At 63.9% G+C, this 21,917-nt stretch carries 39 protein-coding genes; 21 read left to right on the forward strand and 18 right to left on the reverse strand.

Annotated elements, in window-relative coordinates; translation table 11 throughout:
• Positions 1-30: 30 nt before the first annotated feature.
• The 15 genes from YH64_RS09290 to YH64_RS09355 form a co-directional block, all read right to left on the reverse strand.
• Positions 31-489, reverse strand: a complete 459-nt coding sequence (locus YH64_RS09290; RefSeq protein ID WP_046803638.1) for a hypothetical protein — start codon at positions 487-489, stop codon at positions 31-33.
• Between the two features lie 37 nt (positions 490-526).
• On the reverse strand, positions 527-1,393 hold the full coding sequence (locus YH64_RS09295) for a phage capsid protein (RefSeq protein WP_046803639.1): 867 nt from the start codon (positions 1,391-1,393) through the stop codon (positions 527-529).
• A 200-nt stretch (positions 1,394-1,593) separates the two neighbouring features.
• Positions 1,594-2,496: a hypothetical protein gene (locus tag YH64_RS09300; protein ID WP_046803640.1), complete on the reverse strand. Its 903-nt coding sequence runs from the start codon at positions 2,494-2,496 to the stop codon at positions 1,594-1,596.
• Between the two features lie 3 nt (positions 2,497-2,499).
• Positions 2,500-2,736 (reverse strand): hypothetical protein, encoded by a 237-nt coding sequence (locus YH64_RS09305; protein ID WP_046803641.1) that lies wholly within the window; start codon positions 2,734-2,736, stop codon positions 2,500-2,502.
• On the reverse strand, positions 2,733-4,361 hold the full coding sequence (locus YH64_RS09310) for a portal protein (RefSeq protein WP_046803642.1): 1,629 nt from the start codon (positions 4,359-4,361) through the stop codon (positions 2,733-2,735). The genes YH64_RS09305 and YH64_RS09310 overlap by 4 nt, the downstream gene beginning before the upstream one ends.
• 6 nt (positions 4,362-4,367) lie before the next feature.
• Positions 4,368-4,718, reverse strand: a complete 351-nt coding sequence (locus YH64_RS09315; RefSeq protein WP_046803643.1) for a hypothetical protein — start codon at positions 4,716-4,718, stop codon at positions 4,368-4,370.
• Positions 4,719-4,720: 2 nt separating this feature from the next.
• Positions 4,721-5,005 carry a hypothetical protein gene (locus YH64_RS09320; RefSeq protein ID WP_046803644.1) on the reverse strand — a complete coding sequence of 95 codons (285 nt, stop codon included), beginning with the start codon at positions 5,003-5,005 and terminating at the stop codon, positions 4,721-4,723.
• A gap of 71 nt (positions 5,006-5,076) precedes the next feature.
• Entirely contained in the window at positions 5,077-5,346 is a 270-nt protein-coding gene (locus YH64_RS09325; protein ID WP_046803645.1) for a hypothetical protein, read from the reverse strand.
• Positions 5,343-5,717: a hypothetical protein gene (locus YH64_RS09330; RefSeq protein ID WP_046803646.1), complete on the reverse strand. Its 375-nt coding sequence runs from the start codon at positions 5,715-5,717 to the stop codon at positions 5,343-5,345. Before YH64_RS09330 ends, YH64_RS09325 begins: the two co-directional genes overlap by 4 nt.
• Positions 5,701-5,835, reverse strand: a complete 135-nt coding sequence (locus tag YH64_RS30500; protein ID WP_255444248.1) for a hypothetical protein — start codon at positions 5,833-5,835, stop codon at positions 5,701-5,703. Before YH64_RS30500 ends, YH64_RS09330 begins: the two co-directional genes overlap by 17 nt.
• Positions 5,832-6,506 (reverse strand): hypothetical protein, encoded by a 675-nt coding sequence (locus tag YH64_RS09335; RefSeq protein ID WP_052945958.1) that lies wholly within the window; start codon positions 6,504-6,506, stop codon positions 5,832-5,834. Before YH64_RS09335 ends, YH64_RS30500 begins: the two co-directional genes overlap by 4 nt.
• Complete coding sequence (locus tag YH64_RS09340; protein ID WP_046803647.1) at positions 6,503-7,216, reverse strand: hypothetical protein; 714 nt, start codon at positions 7,214-7,216, stop codon at positions 6,503-6,505. Before YH64_RS09340 ends, YH64_RS09335 begins: the two co-directional genes overlap by 4 nt.
• The gene (locus YH64_RS09345; RefSeq protein ID WP_052945959.1) at positions 7,194-8,177 is read right to left on the reverse strand and encodes a YdaU family protein; all 984 of its coding nucleotides are present in this window, start codon (positions 8,175-8,177) and stop codon (positions 7,194-7,196) included. The genes YH64_RS09340 and YH64_RS09345 overlap by 23 nt, the downstream gene beginning before the upstream one ends.
• Positions 8,174-8,410, reverse strand: a complete 237-nt coding sequence (locus tag YH64_RS09350; protein WP_046803648.1) for a hypothetical protein — start codon at positions 8,408-8,410, stop codon at positions 8,174-8,176. The genes YH64_RS09345 and YH64_RS09350 overlap by 4 nt, the downstream gene beginning before the upstream one ends.
• A 2-nt stretch (positions 8,411-8,412) precedes the next feature.
• Positions 8,413-8,718 (reverse strand): transcriptional regulator, encoded by a 306-nt coding sequence (locus YH64_RS09355; RefSeq protein ID WP_046803649.1) that lies wholly within the window; start codon positions 8,716-8,718, stop codon positions 8,413-8,415.
• Positions 8,719-8,773: 55 nt separating this feature from the next.
• On the opposite strand from YH64_RS09355, the gene YH64_RS30160 reads away from it, so the two are divergent.
• On the forward strand, positions 8,774-8,947 hold the full coding sequence (locus tag YH64_RS30160) for a hypothetical protein (RefSeq protein WP_185975360.1): 174 nt from the start codon (positions 8,774-8,776) through the stop codon (positions 8,945-8,947).
• A 5-nt stretch (positions 8,948-8,952) separates the two neighbouring features.
• On the opposite strand, the gene YH64_RS09360 is transcribed toward YH64_RS30160, so the two are convergent.
• Positions 8,953-9,159, reverse strand: coding sequence for a hypothetical protein (locus tag YH64_RS09360; protein ID WP_046803650.1), 207 nt, complete (start codon positions 9,157-9,159; stop codon positions 8,953-8,955).
• A gap of 70 nt (positions 9,160-9,229) precedes the next feature.
• Here YH64_RS09360 and YH64_RS09365 point away from each other — a divergent pair, with 70 nt between their 5' ends.
• From YH64_RS09365 to YH64_RS09445, 18 genes are all read left to right on the forward strand, one after another.
• Entirely contained in the window at positions 9,230-9,601 is a 372-nt protein-coding gene (locus YH64_RS09365; RefSeq protein ID WP_046803651.1) for a helix-turn-helix domain-containing protein, read from the forward strand.
• Between the two features lie 47 nt (positions 9,602-9,648).
• Positions 9,649-10,017, forward strand: coding sequence for a Rap1a/Tai family immunity protein (locus YH64_RS09370; RefSeq protein WP_046803652.1), 369 nt, complete (start codon positions 9,649-9,651; stop codon positions 10,015-10,017).
• Positions 10,018-10,362: 345 nt separating this feature from the next.
• On the forward strand, positions 10,363-10,761 hold the full coding sequence (locus YH64_RS09375; RefSeq protein ID WP_046803653.1) for a hypothetical protein: 399 nt from the start codon (positions 10,363-10,365) through the stop codon (positions 10,759-10,761).
• A gap of 2 nt (positions 10,762-10,763) precedes the next feature.
• Entirely contained in the window at positions 10,764-11,141 is a 378-nt protein-coding gene (locus YH64_RS09380) for a hypothetical protein (RefSeq protein ID WP_046803654.1), read from the forward strand.
• 106 nt (positions 11,142-11,247) lie between these two features.
• Entirely contained in the window at positions 11,248-11,544 is a 297-nt protein-coding gene (locus YH64_RS09385) for a hypothetical protein (protein WP_046803655.1), read from the forward strand.
• Positions 11,541-11,708, forward strand: a complete 168-nt coding sequence (locus tag YH64_RS30165; RefSeq protein ID WP_185975357.1) for a hypothetical protein — start codon at positions 11,541-11,543, stop codon at positions 11,706-11,708. Before YH64_RS09385 ends, YH64_RS30165 begins: the two co-directional genes overlap by 4 nt.
• A 12-nt stretch (positions 11,709-11,720) precedes the next feature.
• Complete coding sequence (locus tag YH64_RS09390) at positions 11,721-12,899, forward strand: hypothetical protein (protein WP_052945960.1); 1,179 nt, start codon at positions 11,721-11,723, stop codon at positions 12,897-12,899.
• A 41-nt stretch (positions 12,900-12,940) separates the two neighbouring features.
• Positions 12,941-13,939 carry a RecT family recombinase gene (locus YH64_RS09395; RefSeq protein WP_046803656.1) on the forward strand — a complete coding sequence of 333 codons (999 nt, stop codon included), beginning with the start codon at positions 12,941-12,943 and terminating at the stop codon, positions 13,937-13,939.
• Entirely contained in the window at positions 13,936-14,607 is a 672-nt protein-coding gene (locus YH64_RS09400; RefSeq protein WP_046803657.1) for a lambda exonuclease family protein, read from the forward strand. The genes YH64_RS09395 and YH64_RS09400 overlap by 4 nt, the downstream gene beginning before the upstream one ends.
• Before the next feature lie 9 nt (positions 14,608-14,616).
• A complete protein-coding gene (locus YH64_RS09405; RefSeq protein ID WP_046803658.1) occupies positions 14,617-14,913 on the forward strand; it encodes a hypothetical protein in 297 nt (98 codons plus the stop codon).
• A 35-nt stretch (positions 14,914-14,948) separates the two neighbouring features.
• Positions 14,949-15,476 (forward strand): hypothetical protein, encoded by a 528-nt coding sequence (locus YH64_RS09410; protein ID WP_046803659.1) that lies wholly within the window; start codon positions 14,949-14,951, stop codon positions 15,474-15,476.
• A gap of 82 nt (positions 15,477-15,558) precedes the next feature.
• On the forward strand, positions 15,559-15,810 hold the full coding sequence (locus YH64_RS09415; protein WP_046803660.1) for a hypothetical protein: 252 nt from the start codon (positions 15,559-15,561) through the stop codon (positions 15,808-15,810).
• On the forward strand, positions 15,810-16,274 hold the full coding sequence (locus YH64_RS09420; protein ID WP_046803661.1) for a hypothetical protein: 465 nt from the start codon (positions 15,810-15,812) through the stop codon (positions 16,272-16,274). Before YH64_RS09415 ends, YH64_RS09420 begins: the two co-directional genes overlap by 1 nt.
• A gap of 4 nt (positions 16,275-16,278) precedes the next feature.
• Positions 16,279-16,938 carry a hypothetical protein gene (locus YH64_RS09425; RefSeq protein WP_143215312.1) on the forward strand — a complete coding sequence of 220 codons (660 nt, stop codon included), beginning with the start codon at positions 16,279-16,281 and terminating at the stop codon, positions 16,936-16,938.
• Complete coding sequence (locus tag YH64_RS09430; protein ID WP_046803663.1) at positions 16,938-17,333, forward strand: hypothetical protein; 396 nt, start codon at positions 16,938-16,940, stop codon at positions 17,331-17,333. The genes YH64_RS09425 and YH64_RS09430 overlap by 1 nt, the downstream gene beginning before the upstream one ends.
• Positions 17,326-18,750 (forward strand): hypothetical protein, encoded by a 1,425-nt coding sequence (locus tag YH64_RS09435; RefSeq protein ID WP_046803664.1) that lies wholly within the window; start codon positions 17,326-17,328, stop codon positions 18,748-18,750. The genes YH64_RS09430 and YH64_RS09435 overlap by 8 nt, the downstream gene beginning before the upstream one ends.
• Positions 18,743-18,934, forward strand: coding sequence for a Lar family restriction alleviation protein (locus YH64_RS09440; protein ID WP_046803665.1), 192 nt, complete (start codon positions 18,743-18,745; stop codon positions 18,932-18,934). The genes YH64_RS09435 and YH64_RS09440 overlap by 8 nt, the downstream gene beginning before the upstream one ends.
• Positions 18,935-19,162 carry an AlpA family transcriptional regulator gene (locus YH64_RS09445; protein WP_046803666.1) on the forward strand — a complete coding sequence of 76 codons (228 nt, stop codon included), beginning with the start codon at positions 18,935-18,937 and terminating at the stop codon, positions 19,160-19,162.
• On the opposite strand, the gene YH64_RS09450 is transcribed toward YH64_RS09445, so the two are convergent.
• Both YH64_RS09450 and YH64_RS09455 read right to left on the reverse strand, forming a co-directional pair.
• On the reverse strand, positions 19,148-20,071 hold the full coding sequence (locus YH64_RS09450) for a hypothetical protein (RefSeq protein WP_255444250.1): 924 nt from the start codon (positions 20,069-20,071) through the stop codon (positions 19,148-19,150). The genes YH64_RS09445 and YH64_RS09450 overlap by 15 nt on opposite strands.
• 47 nt (positions 20,072-20,118) lie before the next feature.
• Positions 20,119-20,385, reverse strand: a complete 267-nt coding sequence (locus tag YH64_RS09455) for a hypothetical protein (protein ID WP_046803667.1) — start codon at positions 20,383-20,385, stop codon at positions 20,119-20,121.
• Positions 20,386-20,768: 383 nt separating this feature from the next.
• Between YH64_RS09455 and YH64_RS09460 the strand changes: the two genes are divergently transcribed.
• Both YH64_RS09460 and YH64_RS09465 read left to right on the forward strand, forming a co-directional pair.
• Positions 20,769-21,431: an SOS response-associated peptidase gene (locus tag YH64_RS09460; RefSeq protein ID WP_046803668.1), complete on the forward strand. Its 663-nt coding sequence runs from the start codon at positions 20,769-20,771 to the stop codon at positions 21,429-21,431.
• A gap of 48 nt (positions 21,432-21,479) precedes the next feature.
• Complete coding sequence (locus tag YH64_RS09465) at positions 21,480-21,773, forward strand: hypothetical protein (RefSeq protein WP_046803669.1); 294 nt, start codon at positions 21,480-21,482, stop codon at positions 21,771-21,773.
• The last annotated feature ends 144 nt before the right edge of the window (positions 21,774-21,917 follow it).

Genomic DNA, 21,917 nt, shown 5'->3' on the forward strand with positions numbered 1-21,917 from the left:
GGATGCCAGGGGAGTAGACCAACTGTGTGATCAGTCCGTGACGTACGGGATCTCGAAGCGCATTTGCTGGTTGGCGGCCAGCACCGCGCCCTTGACTGTGGCGTAAACGTCCACTTCGGTGGCCGTCAGCACATCGGCAGCCGCGGCGATGAAGGCGCCGGTGTCGGCAACGATCTTGCCGGCGGCCGAAATGTCCGCGCCCACCGTGATGCCGTCAGCGTCGATCACCGCCTGGGTGACCGTGTTGCGCGTGCCGATGTCCACCGTGGAACTGGCGGTACCAGCACCGCCCACGCTGATCACGGCGCCGGTCAGGAAGCGGGTGTTGGCGGGCACGCGACCCAGAAAGATCGTGTCATTGATCGCGTATGCGGCATGGGTAGCTGCCAGGGTTGCAATCAGAATGCGCTGGCGGCCGTGGGATTCGGCGGGCAGCAACTTCTGACCCGCGACGATCTTGGCGCCCTGCACGCTATTAACTTCTGCCATGGTGTTCTCCTGAAGTCTTGAAAAGGGGTGTCGGGGCTTAGAACGTGAATTCGATGGCCACGACGCCGATTTCCCAGACGCGGACAGCGCCGTGGGATGCGGCCATGGACACCTGCATCAGGTCCTTCTTGTCGGCGCGGCGCGATGCCTTGCCTTCGACGAAGCCGGTACCGAAGTGCACGGCGGACTTGGCCCAGGCGGCAGTGGTCGCGGTGCTGCCGTTGAGCTTGACGCGCTCGTACGGTTCCCACTTGAAGCCCATCCACTTGCCCGACACGTCGCCGTCCTGGAGCATCTTCACGGCCATGAAGTCCGCGCTGGTCAGCGTGGTGTCCGAAAGGATGTCTTCCAGCATGTCGGCGTTGTAGGCGATGTGCAGCTCTTCGCCGTTGTGCTCGTCCGCCTCGTTCTTGCGGAACATTTTGCGGGCCGCGATCAGCTTGGCCTTGGTGAAGCCGGTAGCGCTGGCCGTGATGATCTGCGTGGAAGGCAGGGCAATCAGGGCGCCATCCTTGGTCTGGGAGTTGCCCAGGATCGCGTCGAACGTGATGCTGTCCTTGCGGCGGTTGTGCGCGGCTTGCAGCGATTCGTTGTAGCTGCCGCTCAGCGGGTTGGCCAAAAGCTTGGGCTCGTCGTTGCGGTCCACCGGCAGCGCCTGGTAGAAATCGCGCATGATGGCCACGCGGGTCGAATGCTCAGCTTCCGACCAGGTCGTGTCGCCGTGGCGCACGGTGTTTTCGGGGGTGTCTTCCAGCGGCGCCAGGCGGTTTGCCGTGAAGGATTCGCCGGTGATCGTGCCACGGTCAAAAACGTTGCCGGCGATGCGGCTGTCCTTCTGCTGGGCTTGCAGTCGGATCGAGGTGTCCCACTGCTTTACGAATGCTTGGGTGATGGTGTTCGACATGGAATGCTCCGAAGGTGAATTGATCTGCTCGATTCGCCTTGCGGGGTGTCCGCGAACGGGCCCGGGATTCGCCCATTGGTACCGGCTACCGCACCACTGGGAGGGCTATTCCGGGTATCCGCGCGCCAGTGCGGGCCGGTGAATTGCCCGCAATGGTCGCGCTGGGGGGGTGCCGAAATCTCGGCTTTTTGAGGGGTGGATTACGCGGCGGCTTCGGTGCCGTAGCGTCGGTCGTAGAACTTCTTGACGGTGGCGCTGACGCGCTCATGGTCCTTGTGCTTCGGGTCTTTGTAGGCCTCGGACATTTCCATGGTGTGGATGTCGTCTTCCGTGACCGCCTTGAAGCTGGCCGCGCCGGGCGTGCTGTCTTCCTGGAACTCCGGACCCAGCGCCGCCATCAAGCGCAGGAAGGTCGGGTTGTTGCCCAACTCGGCATAAGCCTGGTCCATGGAGATACCCGCCTTCTCGGCGGCAGCAGCCGTGGCCACGTGCGCCAGGCCCGCGTTGCGCTTGAAGTCGGCGTCCGTGGTCCATACCTGCTTCAGCGCCGTTTCGGCAGCCTCGGCCGTGGCTTCCGCGCCAGCACCAGCCAACAGGGGCGCCATCTTGAAATAGCTGTCCAGGGCGACGTCGATCTGCTTCTGGCTGAACCCGGCTTTGTGGGCTTCGCTCAGGAAGCTCTGCATCTCCGCGTCGTCCGAAAAGTCGATGTCCTTGAAGTCTTCGGGCGGCGTGATGGCGTAATCGGTGTGCGCCTTGGGCGGTGCATCGCCGCTGCCAAGCCGTTTTTCCAGGCTGCCATGGGCCTCGGCCAGCTTGCGCGCGGACGCTTCGATATCCAGCGTGCCGTCGTCCTTCATGACCCGGTACTTTTCGGGCATGTACTCCGTGGGTGCCGCTTCTTCCACGCCCTGCTTCAGCAGGTTGGGCGGCTGCGCGGCAGGTGCTGCGGCGGCGGGCGGGGTGGCTGCTGCTGCGGCTACATCACCACCGGCAGGAGCGTCATTGACGACGGAGCCACCGGCCCCGGGATCGCCACCACCGCTGCCACCAGCTTCCGCCGCGCCCGCTTCGTTCATGAGGGGGTATCGCTTTTTCCACATTGGTCACTCTCCTTGGTCGGCGTTGGGATCCGGGACGCCGTTCGCCCGGTTGATCTGCGCGGTGATGTGCTCGACCACGCTTCGCATGCCGTCGCGCTGGTAGGTCTTGAGAATCGCGTCAATCCCGCCAGTGGTGACGGCTGGTCGTGCAAACTTCTGGATCAGGTCTTCCAGGATGGCGGCGCCGCGCCGGTCGTCTTCGAAGATCGCCTTGTAGACGGCTGGTGTGATTTTGGTCATGCGGCCTCTGCCATACGGGTTGCAGCGGCCTCGCCGGCCACCTGGGCAATCTGTTGCTGCTGGGCCTGCTGCTGCTCGGCTTCCTGCTGTTCAGCGCGGCGCTTGCGGATGGCGGCCACTTCTTCGGCGGTGTTGCCGATCTTGGCCGGGGCACCGCGGCCCTCCACAATCACGCGCACGGCCTCGTCCGAATTGATGTTGTCCCAGACAGACGGATCCTGTTTGGCTTCGGCCACTGCCGCGATAGATGCCAACGTGCCTTCAGTGGCGCTCACTTCCTCCAACTTCTGGCTCTTGGCCATCGGCGACATGTAGGTGATCGTGTACGTGCGCCCGCCCAGAGATTCGGGCGGTGCATCGAACAGGCCTGACCGGAAAGCCAGGCCGAAACAGCGCTGAATCAGCGGCTTGAGGTATTCGGCTTGCAGGCGGCCATAGACCGGGCCAAGCAGTTGGCGGATCAGCTGCACGCGCACATGCACTTCGGTCGCGGTCATGGCCGGGCCATCCTGCGGCTGCAACTGGTCGGCCATCAGCAGCTTGCGGATAGCGGCGGTCAGCTCGGCGCGCTTGGTGAACGAGTAGCTGAAGTCGGAACCGGACTTCAGTTCTTTCATCGAGTCGACGCTGTTGGCCACGATGATCTTGCGCGGGCCGACCTTGACCGTGCGCGGGTTCAGTACGCCGTCGTCTTCGGCGATCCACATGCCGGCCGTGGCCAGGTCACCGTTGATCAGCTCGGTTTCGCTCATTTTGTTGAGCGTGCGGATATCGGGCAGCGCGTCGAACATGGGGCCGACGGCATAGACCGACTTGGGAATGACCGTCCAGCGCGGGGCCGCGAATGGCTTCTCGTGGTAACCGGATTCGCGCAGCACCGCCTTGTCGTCACAGTCCACGTGCACGGACGCATACGGCAGGTTCTTGGCACGCTTGGCGTTGACCACCGACACGCGACGCGGGTAGATGGCGTGCACGATGTTGATCAGCTCATCGTACTTGCCTTCGATGTACAGCCGGCGCACCTTGTCGCTGGCCTTGGCCAGGCCGAATTCGCTCACGCACTGTTCGACGGTCAGTTGGTAGGGGCGGTAGATCGTGTCGATTTCGCCGCCAGGCTTGGAGGCGGCGCAGTAGCAGCCGGAGATAGGCCACTGCTCGAAGCGCAGGCCCGTCACCGATCCGTCGTCGTCCTTCTGGTTGTCGATGAACAGGACGAACCAGCCAGCGCCCACGATGTCCAGCTGGGATTCGAACGCGTCGGCGTCGAAGTTGCTGGCGTGGATGCTTTCCCACAACCGCTCGGCCGAATCGTCCAGCCAGCGGCGTTCCTCGTCGGTCTCGTCCCAGACGGTCATGCCGAACCAGCGCGAGTTCGCTGGCGTCATGCCGCTTTGGATGCCCGATGCCAGGATGCGCCCGGCGTCCGTGGACGTGGAATCGAAGAGGCGGGCCCGTTTGCCCGCCACGCTCTGGATGTCCTCGGTGTCGCCGTTGAAGCCCTGCGACCGGATGGGAAAGGACAGGTCGAAGCACTCCCGCCAGATGTCTTCGTGCGGCGAACGCAGCCCCTTGAGGGTGCCAAGACGGCGGATCACATCACACGCAAGCTGATCTTCTGTCACGGTGGGCTACTCCCCGAAGGTGCGTTTGCCGTAGGCCAGGACGGACGAGGTTTGGCCGGAGCCGCCAGAGCCGCTACCCGATGCCAGCAGGCTGCCAGCCCGGCGCTGCTTGGCGCGTTCGGCGGTGGCGCGGTTGGCCAGGGCCGCCGCTTCCTGCTCGTCCTTGACGCGCTGGTCTTCAGCCGTGGCGGTGCCGGTACCGGCCGCCGGGGTTTCCACCGGTTCAGCACCGCCCAGCATGTCGCCAAAGTCGCTAGCCGTGGGCAAGCCGGACTTGGTCAGCTGCTTGTCCACCGCGCGTCCAATGGGGTCGATCTTGTTGACGACCCCTGCAACTTTCTTGACGACCTTGCCCATGATCAGGCCTTGGGCAGCGGGATCACCCAGCCGTCACGGGACAGGACGGGCGCAGTGATCGTGCTGGGGTCAACGTCGGCTGCCGGCGTCGTGGCGTACTCGGCGCGGGTCTTCGGTGCCTTGGCGGCCTTCAGCTTGGCCGGCTCGGTGGCCTGCGGCTCGGTGGGCGTGCTGGGGGTCTGGTCGGGCGTATCGACCACTGGGGTGGTGCTGTCCTCGGGCTGATCGCCCTGGGTGGCCTGCGGGACGTCGCCCGGCGTTTGAACGTTGTGGGTGCGCTTGGACATACTCGGCTCCGTCTTTGGGGGGAAGATCGGAGCCGATTGTGGTTCTCGCGTGCTGCTGAAATCTCGGCTTTTTAGGCTCGGCTTAGGGCGATCCAGCTTGAGAACTCGCCCACGACGCGCACAGGAAGCGACTCGCGGGGCAGCTGCGTGGCCTCGCTCCAGAACTTGATGATGGTCTCGCCGTCCTGGTGGCGCGGTTCTGAACCGGTCGCCCAGCTCTGCATCGTGCCGCGCGGGATCTTCGTGTACGCGGCCACGTCGTGCAGCGTGTAGCCCTCGTTTCGCAGGGTCAGGAACACCCGGTTCCAGTCGATGGGCGGCGCGGGCGTGATGGGCGTCATGCTCCGGTCCCTCCCATCAATCGCCAGTTGTCGATCCGGCTGACGGCATGCACCAGGGGCCGCTGGGCTTGGGCGGCCCGTTCGGCGACGACACGCATCCAACGGTCCAGGCGGTAGTCCCGCGCGTTCAGGGCGTCTCGCTGGCGGCTGGGTGCCGGCTCGCCCACCTCCAGCGCAGCGAAGCGCACCAGATATCCCACGATGCCACCGCGCTCCGGCCTGGGCCAGCCGGTGTAGCGGTGGATGGCCGATATGACCTCGTCCTGCGTCGCGGACTTTTTGGCGAACTGGTAGCCCAGCTTGCGCAGTTTCGTCGCCGATTGGCTGCGCGCTCTGCGGGCGGTGATGATTTCGTCAGCGGTTCTGGGCATCGTTGTCTCCGTGTTCTTCGGCGTCGCGGCGGTAAGCGGCGGCCTTGGCCCAGATCGCCAGGAAGACGATCAGGACGATGAAGGCCAACACGGCCAGCAGGATCTGCCACCACGTCATGCGGCACGCTCCTGCGCCACGGCCCAGTGCAGGATGGCCAAGGCGTCGGCGTTGTTGTCGTCCACCACCTTGAAACCCCGGACTTTCGCCTGAAGCATCATGTCTTCCTTCTTCGCCCGCCCGCTGCCGGTGAAGCTTTTCTTCACGGTGGACAGGTTGACGCCGTGCGCCTGGATGTTGAAACCGTCGCAGACCATGTGCGTGATGGCCTCAAACGCGCCATAGGCGTGGGCGGCATCCCAGACCGGGCGGCCCTTCACTTCGTGACGGATGACCTGCTCGTACACCACCCGGTGGACCTTCTCGTCGTTGATGACGCCGGCCAGCCACGCGCGGTAACGCGCCCACTTCTGGCCCTCGGACCACGACTTGCGCGGTGTGAAAACCTCGGTGCCATGCCGGGTAGAGCCATCGCGGCGGCGCAGCGCGTAGCCGGTCTTCGTGCCCAGGTCCAGGGCCAGGATGCAGACGTTCACGCCCGCCCCGCTGGCCACCGTAGAGCCAGCATCGGCGCGGCGTGGCGAGGCATCTGGGGCCATTTCATGGCCACCCCGCGCCCAGGGGTCGGCGGCGTCCGAAACGTGCGCGCGCGCGATGGACGGCGAGTGCGCAGTGCCCGCGAAGGGCTCATACGCCTCCAGTTCGGGCATGGAAAGGATGGTGTCGTTCATGCGTCCCTCGATTCGGTCGGTTCGGCCATGGCGGTATGCGCCATGCGGAGGATGGTGGGGGTGACGGCCTCGCCCTTCTTGGCACGCGCGACGATGCGTTGTGCCCATGCGCGGTGGTCCGTGATGGGGGAAAAGATGCCCTTGCCGGTGCGCTGCTTGATCTCGCGCAGGAAGCTCTGCGCCTCTTCGCGGGTGGCCACGGTGCCGCCTGGTGCGACAAGCGCAAGGCTTGGGGCTGGCACGGGTTCCCAACGGCCCTGGGCCATGATGTCGCGCAGGGCGTATTCCCACCGGGTTTTGATGGCCTGCCAGCCCTGGTTCAGCAGGTCGTGCTGGCTGATGCGCATGGCGGCCCAGTAGACGCCGGGGTGGGTCCATACGCCGTGCTCTCCCCTGGCGCGTGCGGACATGCCGGCGACGGCTTCGTGATACGCAGTTTCCGGGTTCAGCGTCGGACGGCACAGGCCCAGGAATTCGGGCAGGGTGGGCACGAAGGTGCGGCCACGGCAAGCGGCAAGCCCGCGCTGGAGCTCTTCGGCGGTGTAGTCGATGATTTCTTCGGCCCAGACTTCGGCCAACTTGGCAGGCGCGATGCCGTCCCACTGCTGGGCGAACTTGGCGCCGTACATCGCCTGCATGCGTTCGATGAGGCGAGCAGCCCAGGCCACGGGCGGGACGCGCACCGCGTCAGTCGTGTGTGCCAGTTGCATCGATGACTCCCATGTCGATTTCTCGGGGCTGGCGTTGATCCGCCTGGCCGATGACGGCTTGCAGTTCTGCGTTCCACGCGGCGCGGCGGTCGGTGGTGCTGGGCGCGCGATTGGATTTTTCCGGTACGCCTTGCGCGGCTCGTTCGCGCTGGGTTTCCAGGACGCGGGCGAGGTACGGCCAGGCCATCGGGTTGGGCGCGGACTTCGTGGAGCGTGCGGCCTGCAATCCGGCCAGGGCTTCGTCGGCAGTCAGGCCTTTGTCGACCCATGCCCGCAGCGAGGGGTTGCCGGGGTTTGCATCGCCGATGCCGTTGGCGCGCAGCAGCTTTGCCATGGCGCCGTAGGGCGTTGGGTTGGGCAGGTAATCGCCAGCAGGGGGTGAATCGCTCTCTGCTCCGTCACGCGTTTCTGGTGGAGATGACGAGGGATTTCCCCCTATTGGTTCTTGGTTATTGGTTATTGGCTTATGGATAGCCGTTGCGTCACGCGTGACAGGTTGCGTGACCGGTGCGTTTCCGTCACGGTTTTCAGCGCGTGACAGTTCGGTCTGAAGATCGGCCGTAGACATGTCCCATGGCGGGACAATTCCGTGACCGCGCAACGCCTCAAACAGCTCCGCGCGGCGTTGGCGGTGGCGGCGCTGGCGCTCCTTTTCGTTCTCGCGCTTGGTGTCGACGCCCTCGCCTTTCACACGGCTACGGCTCAACTCTTCCTCGCAGCGCCGGTGCATCCAGCCTTCCTCGCCGGGCGAAAAATATTCGCCCAGGATGGTGTCGATCGCTTTCTTTTCGGCCGGGCTCGATGCGCGGGCCAGGCGGTACACCTGGCGCTTCTCGGTCGGCAAAGGCTGCTCGTGCAGGTAGTACAGGTCGATCAGCCGACGGTAGGCGCCGTCCTCAATCATCGTGAGGTGGGCCGTGTCTTTCAGGTAATCCCCGATGTGGTGCGGGTAGTAATTCATGGCGCCGTCCTATAGGCAAACGGCTTGCGCACCAGCTCATCGAAGAGATTGGCGGCCTGCGGGTTGTGATCCAGTTGCGCCCGCGATTCAACGTTGCACACGCGGCGGATGTAATCGGCGGCTTCGTCGGCGCTGCGCGCGCTGCAAAAGGCCTGAAATTCTGGGTTGCTGCAAAGGCAGCCAGCGAGGCGGGCACGGCGGCCGCCCTTCGCTTTCGGATTGGCGGCTCCCATCGTCAGCGCGCCCCGCAGTTGCCAAGGCTCAAGCGCGCCTTGCAGCAACGCGAGCCGATTTCATTTCCACGCGCCAGGTAGTCCATGTACCCGACCTCAACGATGGTCAGGCCCAGGGCGCGGCACATCGCGTCCAGCTTTTCCAGCGTGATTCCGGTGGCACCCGAGCACACCTTGGACGGCATGCTGGCGTCCCAGCCAGTGGCATCCAGCAGTTTCTGGCGCTGGATCTGGTTGGCCATTGCCAAGCGCAAGGCCGTTTCGATGACGTGAGGACCGGTCATTCCGGCCGGTTCAATGGGGATCATGGCTATTCCAAATAAAGGGAATGCCCCGGAATACGCCCCTGGGCAGACTGGCGGTATGGAAAAACTGACTGAAACGGAACAACTTCTGCGGCACGCCGAACAAATCGCGCGCCGGACCTTTATCGAGCCAAGCGAGCAGGCGGTGCTTGATGTCTTCGATGCGCTGCTCGCCGAACGCGCACGTATGGCATGGGCCTCGGACGGGCGCGAAAGCGCGTCGGTGCATTGATGTGTTCATGCTGCTTCCTTGCTCGCCGGCGGCGGGTCCCCAAGCAGCGCGCCGGGCAGCAGCTTCCGCGCGATGGCAGCGACCACGCGGTCCTGGAGCCGGGGGGGCAGCTCGTCGGGCCACTGGTAATAGGCTTGCGGCGTAATGCCCATTGCTTGGGCGGCGGCCGCGGTAGTGCCGCCAAGCAGTCGGGTAGCTTCAGTTTTCTTCATGCGTGCATTAAAGCATTCTTTAATTTACGGAGCAACCATGCTTTGTCCGAATGAAAGTACGCTTGCGCCCATGAAAAGCACGTACGGATCCCGATTGGCCGAAGCGCTACGCCTTGCCGGGCGCGAGCGTCAGGAACTAGCAGCCGCAATTTCTGTAAGCGTTCAGGCCGTTGGCCAGGTGATCATGGGCAAGACAAAAGCCCTTACCGCCGAAAATTCGGAACGCGCGGCGCGGTACCTCGGGGTGAATCCGTTCTGGTTGGCCACTGGTGAAGAACAGCCGCTTCAGGCATCCTCGGCGCCATGGCCATTCACTGCCGTCACCGTGGAGCAGTGGAACGCCCTCAGTGATGCTCAAAAGGGGCGCGTCGAAGGCTTCGCCGAGGGTGTGCTGAAAGAAACCGTCGGCCTGAAAAGCCCGAGCTCCCCGCGCGCCGCATAGGCCGGATTGGATAAAACTGGTTTGGTCCCGTGAGGAGATTGAAGTCAATGTTTAAAAAAAGGATGATGTCCGCGGCAGCTTTTGCGGCGGTAATGGCGACGTCCTATTCAGCTCGCGCGGACGATTTTTCTTCTGGCAACTACTGGCTGCCGGTCTGCCAATCAACAGTCGCAGCGCAGAATATGCTTTGCCTCGCCTACGTGCGCGGGGTTTGGGATGGGATAACCCTTCATGAAGAGCTGAGCAAAACCGCTCCTTATTTTTGCGTGCCTAAGAACGTCACGGTTGGACAGCTGAAAGACGTTTTTCTGAAGTATTTGGTCGACACGCCGCGCAATCGCCATTTGTCGGGCGACGTGCTGGTGATGACGTCTCTTATGCAGGCATTCCCGTGCAAACAAGGGGGAAGCAAGTGAGTAGAAACAGCGGAGCCAAATCGATTGCCCCGGCCTGCTTCGCCGCCGTGGCGGGGTTCATAGCAATGATTGCCGTGTGGTACGTCGGCCTGAAAGTTCCGGAATCCTGGCAGCATCCGTATTTGACGGTGTGCTGGATTCCCGTCTTTGTGGTGGCGTGGTTTGCATACACTCGTGTCGATGACGCAGTGAGGGCGCGTAGCAAGTAGCCGACCGCGCACATCGTGAAGCCGCCTACGGGCGGTTTTTTTTGCGTCTCAAGTAAAGCATGCTTGTTTTCTGAAAGAAAGAATGCTTTAATTTCTCCCATGCACTCACCACCCGGTGAGCAAACGGGAGAAGACGATGAAGCACCTTACCGAGGACACGATCCGCGCCGTTCTGGTTGCGGTGGTACATCAAAACGGCAGCGATATCGAAGGGGCGATCAGCTCCGCGATGGCCGCGCTGGTGTCTGCGGAAAAGTCGCTGGATGCCTACGACAAGGGCGAAAGCTGGAAGGACGCCAAGGCCCAGGTTGTCTTCCAGATGCCCTATCCGCCTGTGACGGACTATCAGACCGTTCGCGCGATGCTCGTCAACGGTGACATGTTCATCAAGACCCTGGCTGCTGCATGGGACCTGGCCGACGCCAACAACCGCAAGCGCATCCGCACGACGTGGGCCGACGAATTCCGCAAGTACGCGACGGTGGTGCATTACCAGGAAATGGCCCGTCAGGCCGAACGCGAAGGGCGGAATTAATCATGGCCCGCCTGACCTACCCGACTGAGTGCGGCACAGCCGCGATCATGCCGCCGCTGACGGACGTGCAGCGCCGTATGGCTGCCCTGCGCGAAATGGACGCTGATGTGCACGCCGCCCTGGTGCGTGATCTGACAGTGCATCGCCAGCACGACTATTCGCAGCGTGCAGCCGAGGCGCTGTATTCGGCGACCGAAGGCAACGCGAACGCTGAACAGGCGTTTGTGATGGCGGTGGCCGCTTCGGTGCGCGGCGATGCGCCGGTTGTCGTGGGCGCGTTCTTCCGCCAGTGGGTGCTGCTGGCCCAGGGCCTGCTGGTGTCTGACCTGGTTGACCTGTGCGACGACGGCCAGCGCGTGACGTTCGGGCGCAAGCAATGACCCTCCCCCTCTTCATCCTGTGCGGCCTGATAGCCGCTTACCCGTTGGGCCGTGTGGGCGACTTCTTTTCGCGCCTGTACGTCCGCCTCGATCCGTGGAGCGAAGCATGAAATTCAATGTGCGCCGCGTTGGCTTTCCCTATCAAGAGATGACCGTCAGCGAAGGAAACGCCAGCATCGAATCCGGCCTGCTGAATCAGGAAGAGGCCCAGGCCATGGCCGCCGAGCTTCGTTCCGCCGCTGATGACCTGTCGCCGCGCGAAACGCCGGAACTGGACGAGTACGACGCCGGCCTGCTGTCTTCCGCTGGTGGCGGCGACGTCGACTGGTGGCAGGACTATCTGCGCGCTGAGCTCGGCCGCGCCCATGAGTTTTACCAGTCGCAGATGGAGAGCCTTCGATGATCCGCCGCCTCCTGCGCGCCCACGGCGACCTGCTGATCGGTGCCGCTGCCCTCTGCGCCGGCGTGTTCATGGCCTGCGTGCTGGGCCCGACGCTTGACGCCCAATCCACCCTCACCGCCTGCGAAGGCTGCGGCAAGACCGCCGTGGCCGCGCGCCAACCCTGAGAGACCACCACCATGACCACCGTAGCAGACGAAATCCTGGACGCGCCCGCCTCGATCACCGAATACAACGCCGTGCAGAAAGGCCTGGCCGAGCTTCGCAAAGACCTGGCCGGCGTGCAGTTCGACGTCAGCACCTCGGCCGGCGACAAGGCAGCGCGTGCCGCGCGGTCGCGCTGCGTCAGCATCCGCACGTCGGCCGATGCCGCCTATGAAGGCTGGAACAAGCCGATGCTGGCCAAGCAGCGCGAAATGCGCGCCATCCTGTCCAGCATCAAGGATGAGGTGAAGGCGGTTGAAGAGCCGATCGATGCGCAGATCAAGGCCGAAGAGGCCCGCAAGGCGGAAATCAAGGCGGCGAAGGAAGCGGCCGAACTGGCGCGCCAGCAGGCGATCCAGACACGTATCAACGCCATCGGCCAGTACCCGGTGCAGGCCGCGGGCAAGAGCGCCGCCGACATCGCCGCGCTGTTGGCCGCCGTGGCCGAGTTGCCCATCACCACCGAACTGTACGAACACCGCGCGGGCGAAGCCATGGCTTTGCAGGCGGACACCAGCGCCAAGCTGGAGCAGATGCACGACGCCGCGCTGGCGCAGGAACAGGAAGCCGCGCGCCTGGCCGAAGAGCGCGCCGCGTTGGAACGCCAGCGCCTGGAACAGGAAGCCGCAGCCGCCGCTGCCCGCAAGGCAGAAGACGAGCGCCTAGCCAGGGAACGCGCCGAACTGGAAGAACAGCAGCGCCGCCTGCAAGCTGACCGCGACGCCGAGAACGCCCGTCAGGAAGCCGCACGCGCAGAGCAGGCCCGCAAGGATGCCGAAGCCGCCGAAGCGCTCAAGCGCCAGCAGGACGAAGCCGCCGCGGTGCTGCGCGCCCAGCAGGAAGAAATCGACCGTCAGCGCCGCGACTTCGAAGCGCAGCAGGCCGCCGTGCGCCGAGCTGAGCAAGAAAAGGCCGAAGCCGCCGCCCGTGCCCAGCAGGAAAAGGAAGCCGCCGCGCGCGCCGAATCCGAAGCAGCCGAGCGCGAACGCCTCGCCGAGCAAGCCCGCCGCGAAGAAGCCGAGTTCCTGGCCAACGGCCCGGGCAACGCCGAAATCGTCGCCGTGCTGGCGCAGCACTACGGCGTCGAGCCCGAGCACGTTCTGACCTGGCTGGCCAAGTTCACCAACCCCGCAATGGCCGATCTGGCCGCCTAACCATCCACTACGCCCGGCCGAGTCTCGGGCAGGAGAAAGCAATGTCTGAAGCCACCACGATCGAATCCCAAACCACCGCCCTGGACCTGCCGGCGGCCGACACCAGCACCACCGGCCTGGTGTTGGACGCGCGCAATATGGACAGCATGATGCGCGCTGCTGAAATGATGGCCGCCGGCCGCGCCACGGTGCCGCGTCACCTTCAGGGCAACGCTTCGGACTGCATGGCCGTGATCATGCAGTCCATGCAATGGGGCATGAACCCGTTCGCAGTGGCACAGAAAACCCACGTCACCCAAGGCGGCGCCCTGGGCTACGAAGCGCAGTTGGTGAATGCCGTGGTGATCGCGCGCGCACCGGTGACCGGCCGCCCGGAGTTTGAATTCCTTGGCGACTGGTCCCGCATCCTGGGGCGCGTCAAGGAAATGAAGTCGGACAAGGGCGGCAAGTATTACGTTGCCGACTGGACCAAGGCGGACGAGGAAGGGCTTGGCGTTATCTGCCGCTGCACCATTCGCGGCGAAGCCGCACCGCGCGAAGTGCAGGTGATGATGGCCCAGGCCTACCCGCGCTTCTCGACGCAATGGGCCACCGACCCGCAACAGCAGATCACCTATCTGGCCGTGCGCAAATGGGCGCGCCGCTACACCCCGGACGTGATCCTGGGCGTGTACACGGAAGACGAGCAGGACGGCACTGCCCAACCGCGCGAGCGCGACATCACGCCGCGCACTGCCGCCGAGTTCGCCCAGGCCGCCAAGCCGCAGCCGGCGGCACAGGTCGACCGCGACCAGGTCATCCGCGATTTGGAAATGATCGCGCGCAGCGACGACGCCGCGCCGCAGCGCATCGCCGATCTGGAATCCGCCTGGAAGAAGCTGAGCAAGGACGAGCGCGCGGCAGTGGGCGCAGATGAAATCAAGCGTCTCAAGGCCCTGGCCGCCGCCGAGGACGCCACGCCCACGCAGGCCGCCCAGCCGGACGCCGCGCCGGATGCGCAGGCCACCGAAGACAACCCCTTCGAAGGCGTCCAAGAATGAACGCGCCCGCCGAACAGCGCACCGAGGAATGGCGGCAGGAGCGCGCGGGCAAGATTACCGCCAGCAACTTCGCCGCCGCCATCGCGGTCACGCCCGGCGAGGGTGTCTACAAGACCGGCCCGCGCAAGGGCCAGCCGAAGAAGCCCGAACCGACGCTGGAGCGCACGCGCCTGATGCGCACGCTGGCCTTTGAGCGCCTGGCGGGCATCCCCAAGCGCGAAGTTGGGGCGAAGTCGTTGTCGTGGGGCCGCGACCTGGAAGACGTCGCCAAAGAGGCCTACATGGTCGACAAGGGCGCGCTGGTGGAGGAAAGCGGCTTTGTCCTGCACCCGGTGCATTCGTTCATCGGCGCCAGCCCTGACGGCCTGATCGGCGCAGACGGCGGCATCGAATCGAAATGCCCGCACGACGAACAGGTGCACATCCAGACGTGGCTGGAGGGCATGCCCGAAGGCCACATCCCCCAGGTGCAGGGAAACATGCTTGTGACCGGCCGCCAGTGGTGGGACTTCATCAGCTACGACCCGCGCATGGCCGAGCCCTGGCGCCTGTACGTGCAGCGCATCCCGCGCGACGACGCCTACATCAAGACCCTGCTGACCGCCCTGCTCCAGTTCGAAGTTGAACTGTGCGAGATGGTCGACACCCTGCGCCGCAAGGCTGCTTAAGGAACCTCCATGAATTGCGAACTTTCCCGCTCGTTTTATGTGTCGGCCAATGGCCGTGAGGTCGACATCTTCGCCCACATCCTGCGCCTGGCCGCGCGCCAGCTTGCGCAAAGCCCCGCTATCCAGCTTTCGGGTAATCCCATGAAGCGCCAGGCCGGTCTGGCTGGCATTGAGCTTCTTGAGGTCAAGGAAATGATCGCCAAGCTCGCCGAAGAACTGGACATTGGCGCGCTTGATACCAACCCGCCCGCTTCCGCCAGCCTGGTTTTCTTGGCCGGGATCCTGGCTGGCGCGGCAGACGCCTAACCCTTCCCCAGCAGCACAACCTAGGAGACTGACGAATGTTCAGCCTGGAAAGCCAGAAAGTCACGCTCGCACACCTGAACGTGCGCCCCGAGAACCACGGCGACGAGAAGGTCGGCGGCGCGGACCTGAAGATCGCATTCACCGAGAGCAACGGCCTGCTGGCCATGTTCCACCCGGTGCTGCGCGATGCGTTGTACCGCCGCGAAGAGACGCCGCCGGACCAGGAAGAGATCTTCGAAGGCAGCCCGGCCGACGCGCTGACTGTGCGCAAGTTCGGCGACCTGATCGGCGCGCTGCGCCTCAAGCATGAATTGAAGGGAGCGCAGGTCGTGATCGGCTTTGGCCTTGGCGGCGCATCCAACATCGACTTCGAAACTGCCGACGTTGACCATTTTTCCGTCGAACTGATGGAAGGAGGCAGCGCGCGCTACGGCTTCCGCGTCAAGTGCAACCCCACCGGCGAGCAGATCAAGCGCCTGTACGAAGTTCTGGGAGGCGAGGTGGATATCAGCGTCACTCCCGCTGTCGACAAGCAGCAGAGCCTGGGCCTGACCCTGGAATAACCCCTTCGGCCGGCGCGGCGGCGGGGCTACCTCAAGCCACCCCCAACCGCTGCCGGTGCCGGCCATCTACACAGAGAACGACATGCCCGATTTCACGCCCGCCGCCTGCCAAGCCAGTTCCCAGCGCTTGATCGGCGATTACATCCAGCAGGTCGGCGCCTACGGCGATCCGGAGAAGGTACGCAAGGCGCTGGAAATGCTCATCAGCTCGGCGGCTCTGGGCTATGGGTTCGTGTCCAACCAGACCGCCGTCATCGACCTGTTGCTGCGCACATCCATGCACGTCGCGCAGCGCATGGAAGACGGCGACGCATATCCCTCTACGGTGCAGTGATGACCCACGCCCGCAAGCCCCGCCGCAACAAGGCCTATCGGCCCCGCGCCATCCGCGCGCCCATGCTCGTCGCGACCGACCTGGTGCTGCGCCCGCTGGAGGCCATCATCGACCAGATCAACCGCGACGGCACCGTGCACACCGACGCCAAGGGCATCCCGCAATTCCGCGCGGGTGACGGTAAATGGTACGAGTCCGACGGCGCGATTGAGGGTGTTATCTGGCACTTCGAAATGTGGTGCACGCGGCACGACCGCACGCTGCCGCTGGAACCCCTGCGCGAGCTGCACATCGCCCTGAAATACCTGGTGCCGATCCGCGCCGAAACCATGGCCGGCCTGGCCACCACCATGCCCGCCCTGCGCCGGGCCATGGCGACCGCCGACCCGGACGACCAGACCGACCTGCTATTGCAAACCCAGATCCGCGCTGAGCTTGACGCCGCGCGCGCCCCCGGAGCCTGAGAGCATGAACACAGAATGGAAGCCTATCGCCAGCGCGCCGAAGGATGGCACCGAAATCCTGGCCTGGCGCCACGACTGCGGCCAATTCATCGCCAGCTACACGTCGGCCGACTCGTTCCCAATGACCCAGGACGAGCTCGACGCCTGGGATGAGGAAACGCTGTTCGCCAAGGACTGGTTCACGCAGTGGCCCCAGGCCCTTCGGCTGGAAGGCAGCGAAGTTCCGACGCTGTGGCAGCCCATGCCCACCGATCCCTGCTCGACCTGCAATGGTCATGGCGCAGTCGGCAACATCCTGAACGCCGAGCCGTGCCCGGACTGTTCCCCCGCCCCTACCTCGCACCCTATACCCACCGGAGCGACGGGGGAGGATGAGCGCCAGGCGTTCGAGGCGTGGCACAAGAGAGAATTCGGCAGTTACGTGCCCGAGGTGACCCATCACTACAACCGCTGGCTTGGCTGGAAGGGCCGCGCTTCCGTTGCCGCTCCCGCTGCTGGCGATGCGCTGTTGCCGAACCTCGACTTGGACGCGGCAGCAAAGACCCTGGCTGAGTGCATGGACTACCCGTGGGCACACATGCCTGAACAGGGCCGCGAGCAGATGCGGCAGAACGCAAAAACCGTGATTACCGCCGCCATTGCCCAGCAGAAGGGAGAGGCGTGATGGACAAATATCAGCAAGCCATTCTCGCGCTAAACGTGGCCGTCCAGGAAGTGGGGCGCCTATCTGAGGAAATCGGGAAGGCGATCGAAGCTTCCCTTGTGGCGCAGGATCCGCCGGATGGTGTGATTTCCTACCGGCATCTGTCCGTCAACTGGCTGGAGCGGGCGTACCAGATGGAATACGAGGAAGAGACACCCTACAGCGATGGCGAGAAAGTCTATGTCCACCACGACGGGGACGTGGACAAGTACCTGGCGGCCAACTGCCCGCACGCGCTGCGCGCCCATCAACTGATCCAGCAACGCAAGGCCGCCAAGAAAGCCCGCGCCAGCGCGCGCCGCTGGATTACCAAGCTCGGGAAAGAGCTGGCCACCACCAAGGAAAGCCATGACTGAGAACAACGCCGCCCAGCCTGGGCTGACGGATGCCGCAATTCAAGCGCTTTGGGATGAAGCTTGCAAAGACAGTCCCCAAAGCCCCGGATGGAACCGTCACATCCGCTTTGCCCGCGCCCTGCTGTCCAAGCTGCGCGCGGAGGGCGTGCAGGCGGGCGATGAGCGGGCGGCGCTGCAAAGAATCGTGGATACAGCAAAAGACGGGGCGAACTCCGGCGACCGCCACGCGAGATGCGTTGAGATTGCCCGTGCCGCCCTGGCAAGCGCCCCTGTAGCCATGATCGACACTGCAAAACTAGCCCAACTGCTGGACTCGGTTAACGGAGACTGCTACCTAGGGAAAGAGAAAGAGGAAGATCTGGTGCAGTCCCTGCGTTCTCAATTGCGCGCCCGTGTAGCCGAGCCGGAATGGATCGACGACCCGCACGACATTGAACAGGGCATGATGCGCAACCCTAAGTACGTCGCCCCTGGACATAAGCCTGTGGACACAAGCTCTGGACATAGCGCCCCTGTAGCCGACGAGCGGATCAGCCTTCTCGGCGCGGCCAATCTTGCATTCAATGCGCTGCACGAATGCAAGCCGGCCAAGGGTGCGGAGAAGCAATATTCGGACGCCATCCAGGCGCTGCAATCGGCCTTGCACGACATCGCCTACACGGTCAACCGCACGGCCACGCCGCAGCAGTTCGCCGACCACCTGCAACGGGAAGCCCGCGCAGCCTTGGCGAGCGCCTCTGTAGCCGATGAATCCCCGATGGCGAAGGTGGCCGAGGCTCTGCGGGAGAAAGCGCGCCAAGAACAGCAGGCCTATCAGGACCGCCGCGCCCAAGCTACCGAATGGGGGCCGATGCCGACCGGAACACAAGCAGACGACCCTAGCGAACTTGGGGCACTGGCTGATGGCCTGGCAAGCGCCCCTGTTGCCGGGGAGGCGCGCTCTTTGGCAATCCTACGATTCGAACGCGGTACGCCGGGCCGCGAAAATGATATGCCGCGTGTGGTGGCGTGCGACTGGATGCCGGATGGTGAATATCCAGTGTATGCCGCCCCCCAGGCCAGCGAGGCGGTGCGCAATCGGGCGCTGGAGGAAGCGGCGGCACTGTGCGAGGCCAAGGCAATTGATACGCCTCGCGTGAACGAGACAGCGAGCATTGTCCGTGGCGCGTTGTTAATGCAGGCTGAACGAATTCGCGCCCTGAAAACCCAGGCTGACAAGGACGGCGGGGATTGCGCGAAGGATGCGGTCATCGACTTGGAAGCTGCGGCCAAGGCGCTGTCCGAGTGCATGGACTACCCCTGGACGCAGATGCCGGAGAAGGGCCGCGCGCATATGAGGGAACACGCACAGACCGTGATCAATGCCGCCCTGGCCGCGCAGAAGCACCCCCGCACGGACGGAGGCGGACGTGGCTGACCTGAAACCGTGCCCGTTCTGCGGCCACAGCGATCCCGAAACCGAACATATCGAAGGCACGATTCTTCACCCGGCCTACTTCGTCAAGTGCGGCCATTGCGGCGCGCAAGCCCCTTGGTCAGATAAGGGCGATCACGTCGATAAGTGGAACATGCGCGCCACCACCGACAACAAGGAGCAGTAAATGGCACACGCAGCCCAACACCAGGCACCGGCCGCGGCGCCGAAGCTGGTCTACCGGATCGGCGACGTGACGCACGCCATCGGTCTATCCAAGACGGAAATTTATCGACGCATCAAGGCCGGCACTTTTCCGAAGGGGACCAAGATCAGCCCCCAGGTTTCGATCTGGGATCCCGATGAGGTCCGAGATTGGGCCAAAAAGCAGTTTGTACCCTCAGATGTACCCTGAGCGCAGGAACAAGCTACGCAACACCCCGGAGAGCCGCGCCAGTCGCGGCTCTTCTTTTTGATCCGCACATTCACGGAAGTAGCACCCAATCCAGCGATTGGAACGCAGCGCATGGAACGATTGCGTATCCAACGCGCCCCATCGCCCGTCCGGGCCAAGCCAGGTCATTCCACGACGGCGCAATTCATGCCGCTTCAACGGACATCGGCGGCTGACCGGCCAGGCATTGCGACGCGTTGCATCGCGGCTATTCACAAAGCGATAACGTTCGGTGGCCTGCTCCACGGCCGGACGCAGGCCCGCGCCTCGGGTAGCTGCGCTACGCCCAATAAAGCCGGGCCAGTTGTCGGACAACAGATCCAGCGCCAAGCCCGACGAACGTGCGCGTACACCAGAATCGGAACCGGACCCGGAGTCGACCATGTTGGCTTCAAGCACCTTGCGCATGATGCGATCGCGAGTAGCGACAAGACCCGCCCTGGCCGATTCCGCACCCGCCTTCAAAACGCGATGTACCGCCCGATCATGTTGAGCAAACGCGCCGGCCAGTCGCCACTGTGCGTCCGATGCGGCTTGCCCGGCCCGATAGGCCAGGCCCATATCCGCGCCGAACAGCATGGCTATCAGGCCCCCCGGCGGATTGCGACGAGTATGCTGCGTGTGCAAGGCGCCGCCGTACTGCGCGGCCGCTGCCAGGGTGACCAGATGCGCCATGGCGACCTGGTGGGCAATGTGGGTGCGATTGACGTAGGCGATCGCGTTGAGCGTGCGCGCTTGTTCCAGCGCGCCGCTGTACGCCGCCGCATCCGCGGCATGCGTCAGCCGCACGCGGCCCTCGACGGTCTGGCCCAGGTTGTAAAGCACGACCAGGGACGCCACTGCCACCGACACAACGACCATGCCGAGCACCAGGGCCTGGCCATGTTGAAGGGACTCTGGCGTACGAGTAAACATCTTCACTTCGCTTCCGTCGCATTGCCGGTGAAAGACTTCAACGAGCGGGCCTTTGCCTGCGCGCCCGCCTTCTGAGCCGCTTGCTGCGCCGCGCGCGTCTGCGTCCCGCCGTCTTCTCCGGCCAGCTCGCGCGCCATCGCGGCGGTTTGCGAGCGAACCACTTGTCCGAAGTACTGATAGACGGCGATCGCCGCGACCGCCACAAGCGCTACGACGACGATGTATTCGGTCATGCCCTGACCAAGCTGACGTTTTCGACTGCTCCACATTTCTGCTCTCCGCTGCATTGAAAGTAGGCGTCAGTGTCGACGTCGCACTCAGGCGCCACAATTCGCACAAGCCGAGGTGGGCAAATGTGTCCCCGGGCCTTGACGCGTTGAAGAGCGCCCCAGCGGGCAAGAAATTCGTTGACGCCGGACGCGTCATAAACAGGGTTCAGAGCGGAACGACCTGCGTAAGACCGAGATCTTGTAACCCGCTAATTCTTTTGGGGTTTTCCCTATTGCCGGTCGTTTTTTCCAGCAGTAGATTTGAGTTGCCGGGCTGTCTGACACCCATCGCGTGCGAAGCCGGGCAGGAGCGCCTCAGACTCATCTTGAGCTGGGGCGCTCTTCCGTTTTGGCGTCGACTTTTCTCAGCCATTGAGGCACGCATGTGTTCCCACTATCAGACGCTGAAAGACGCAGAGCTGCTGCTGCAGAAATTCGGCGTTCGCGCCCCTTCCGTCAGCACGAAGTACGACATGTGGCCCCGTTACGAAGGCTTGTTTGTCCGCCGGCCGATAGAGTGGGATTCAGGTGATGAAGCGGTGCCGGAACGAGAGGCTGTCATCGGCCGATGGGGCCTGATCTCGGCGGCGACGCGCCCGGATGCGGTGGATAAAGCCGCCAAATTGTCCACCTTCAACGCTCGTAGCGAAACCGCGGCAAAGTCATACACGTTCGGCAACGCTTGGCGCCGCGCGCAACGCTGCATCATCCCCGCCCAAGCCATCTTCGAACCCGACTGGCGATCAGGCGCGGCCGTTCCGACTCGGATCAGCCGTGCCGACGGCATGCCGCTAGGCATCGCCGGGCTTTGGGACAGGTGGCGCGACGCCGCGGGCCACCTGTACGAAAGCTACACAATGCTGACCATCAACGCCGACGACGATCCGCTGTTCAGTCGATACCACCGGCCAAACGAGGAAAAGCGGATGGTGGTGATCCTTTCGGAAGGTTCGTACCAAGACTGGCTGAGCGCGCCTCCGGAAGAGACGCGTGACCTTCTGGGCGCCTATCCGGCCCTGAAACTAATTGCCGACGCCGTGAAATGACCCCGTTTCTGGTGGAATATACTGGATATATAAACAGTGTCTTGCACCATGACGTTCAAAGCCCCCCTCACCCTAGACGACCTCCGGACGATCCGCGAGCGTCAACCCTGGAACTCCGACGTGATCTCGCTGCTTTGGGAGGTCAAGCGCCTAAGGTCGGTGATCCTGCGCGCCTATCAACTATCGGGAGACTTCAAGCGGCCCGCCGGCGTGACGGGCGAACTGTACGATGATTTCGTCAAAAGTCTGTGCGACGAGCCCTGTGTGCAAGAGCGCGACAGCCTGGCGGCCTCGCTGCTAGAGGCTCCTGACAAGCTTCGCAAGGGAATGGCCCCGCGCTGAAAAGGCAAGGCCACAAGCCCCGGAGCGCCGCGCATAGACCCGTCAATCAGTCCTAGTTCCGGGCTTCAGACGATACAGAAGCGAATCCCGTTGCTAGAGTGTCTGAATGAACACATGGCCCTATCCCGATTTCCCGCCCGCCGA

Source organism: Achromobacter sp. LC458, from assembly GCF_001005835.2.
Taxonomy (GTDB): domain Bacteria; phylum Pseudomonadota; class Gammaproteobacteria; order Burkholderiales; family Burkholderiaceae_B; genus Achromobacter; species Achromobacter spanius_B.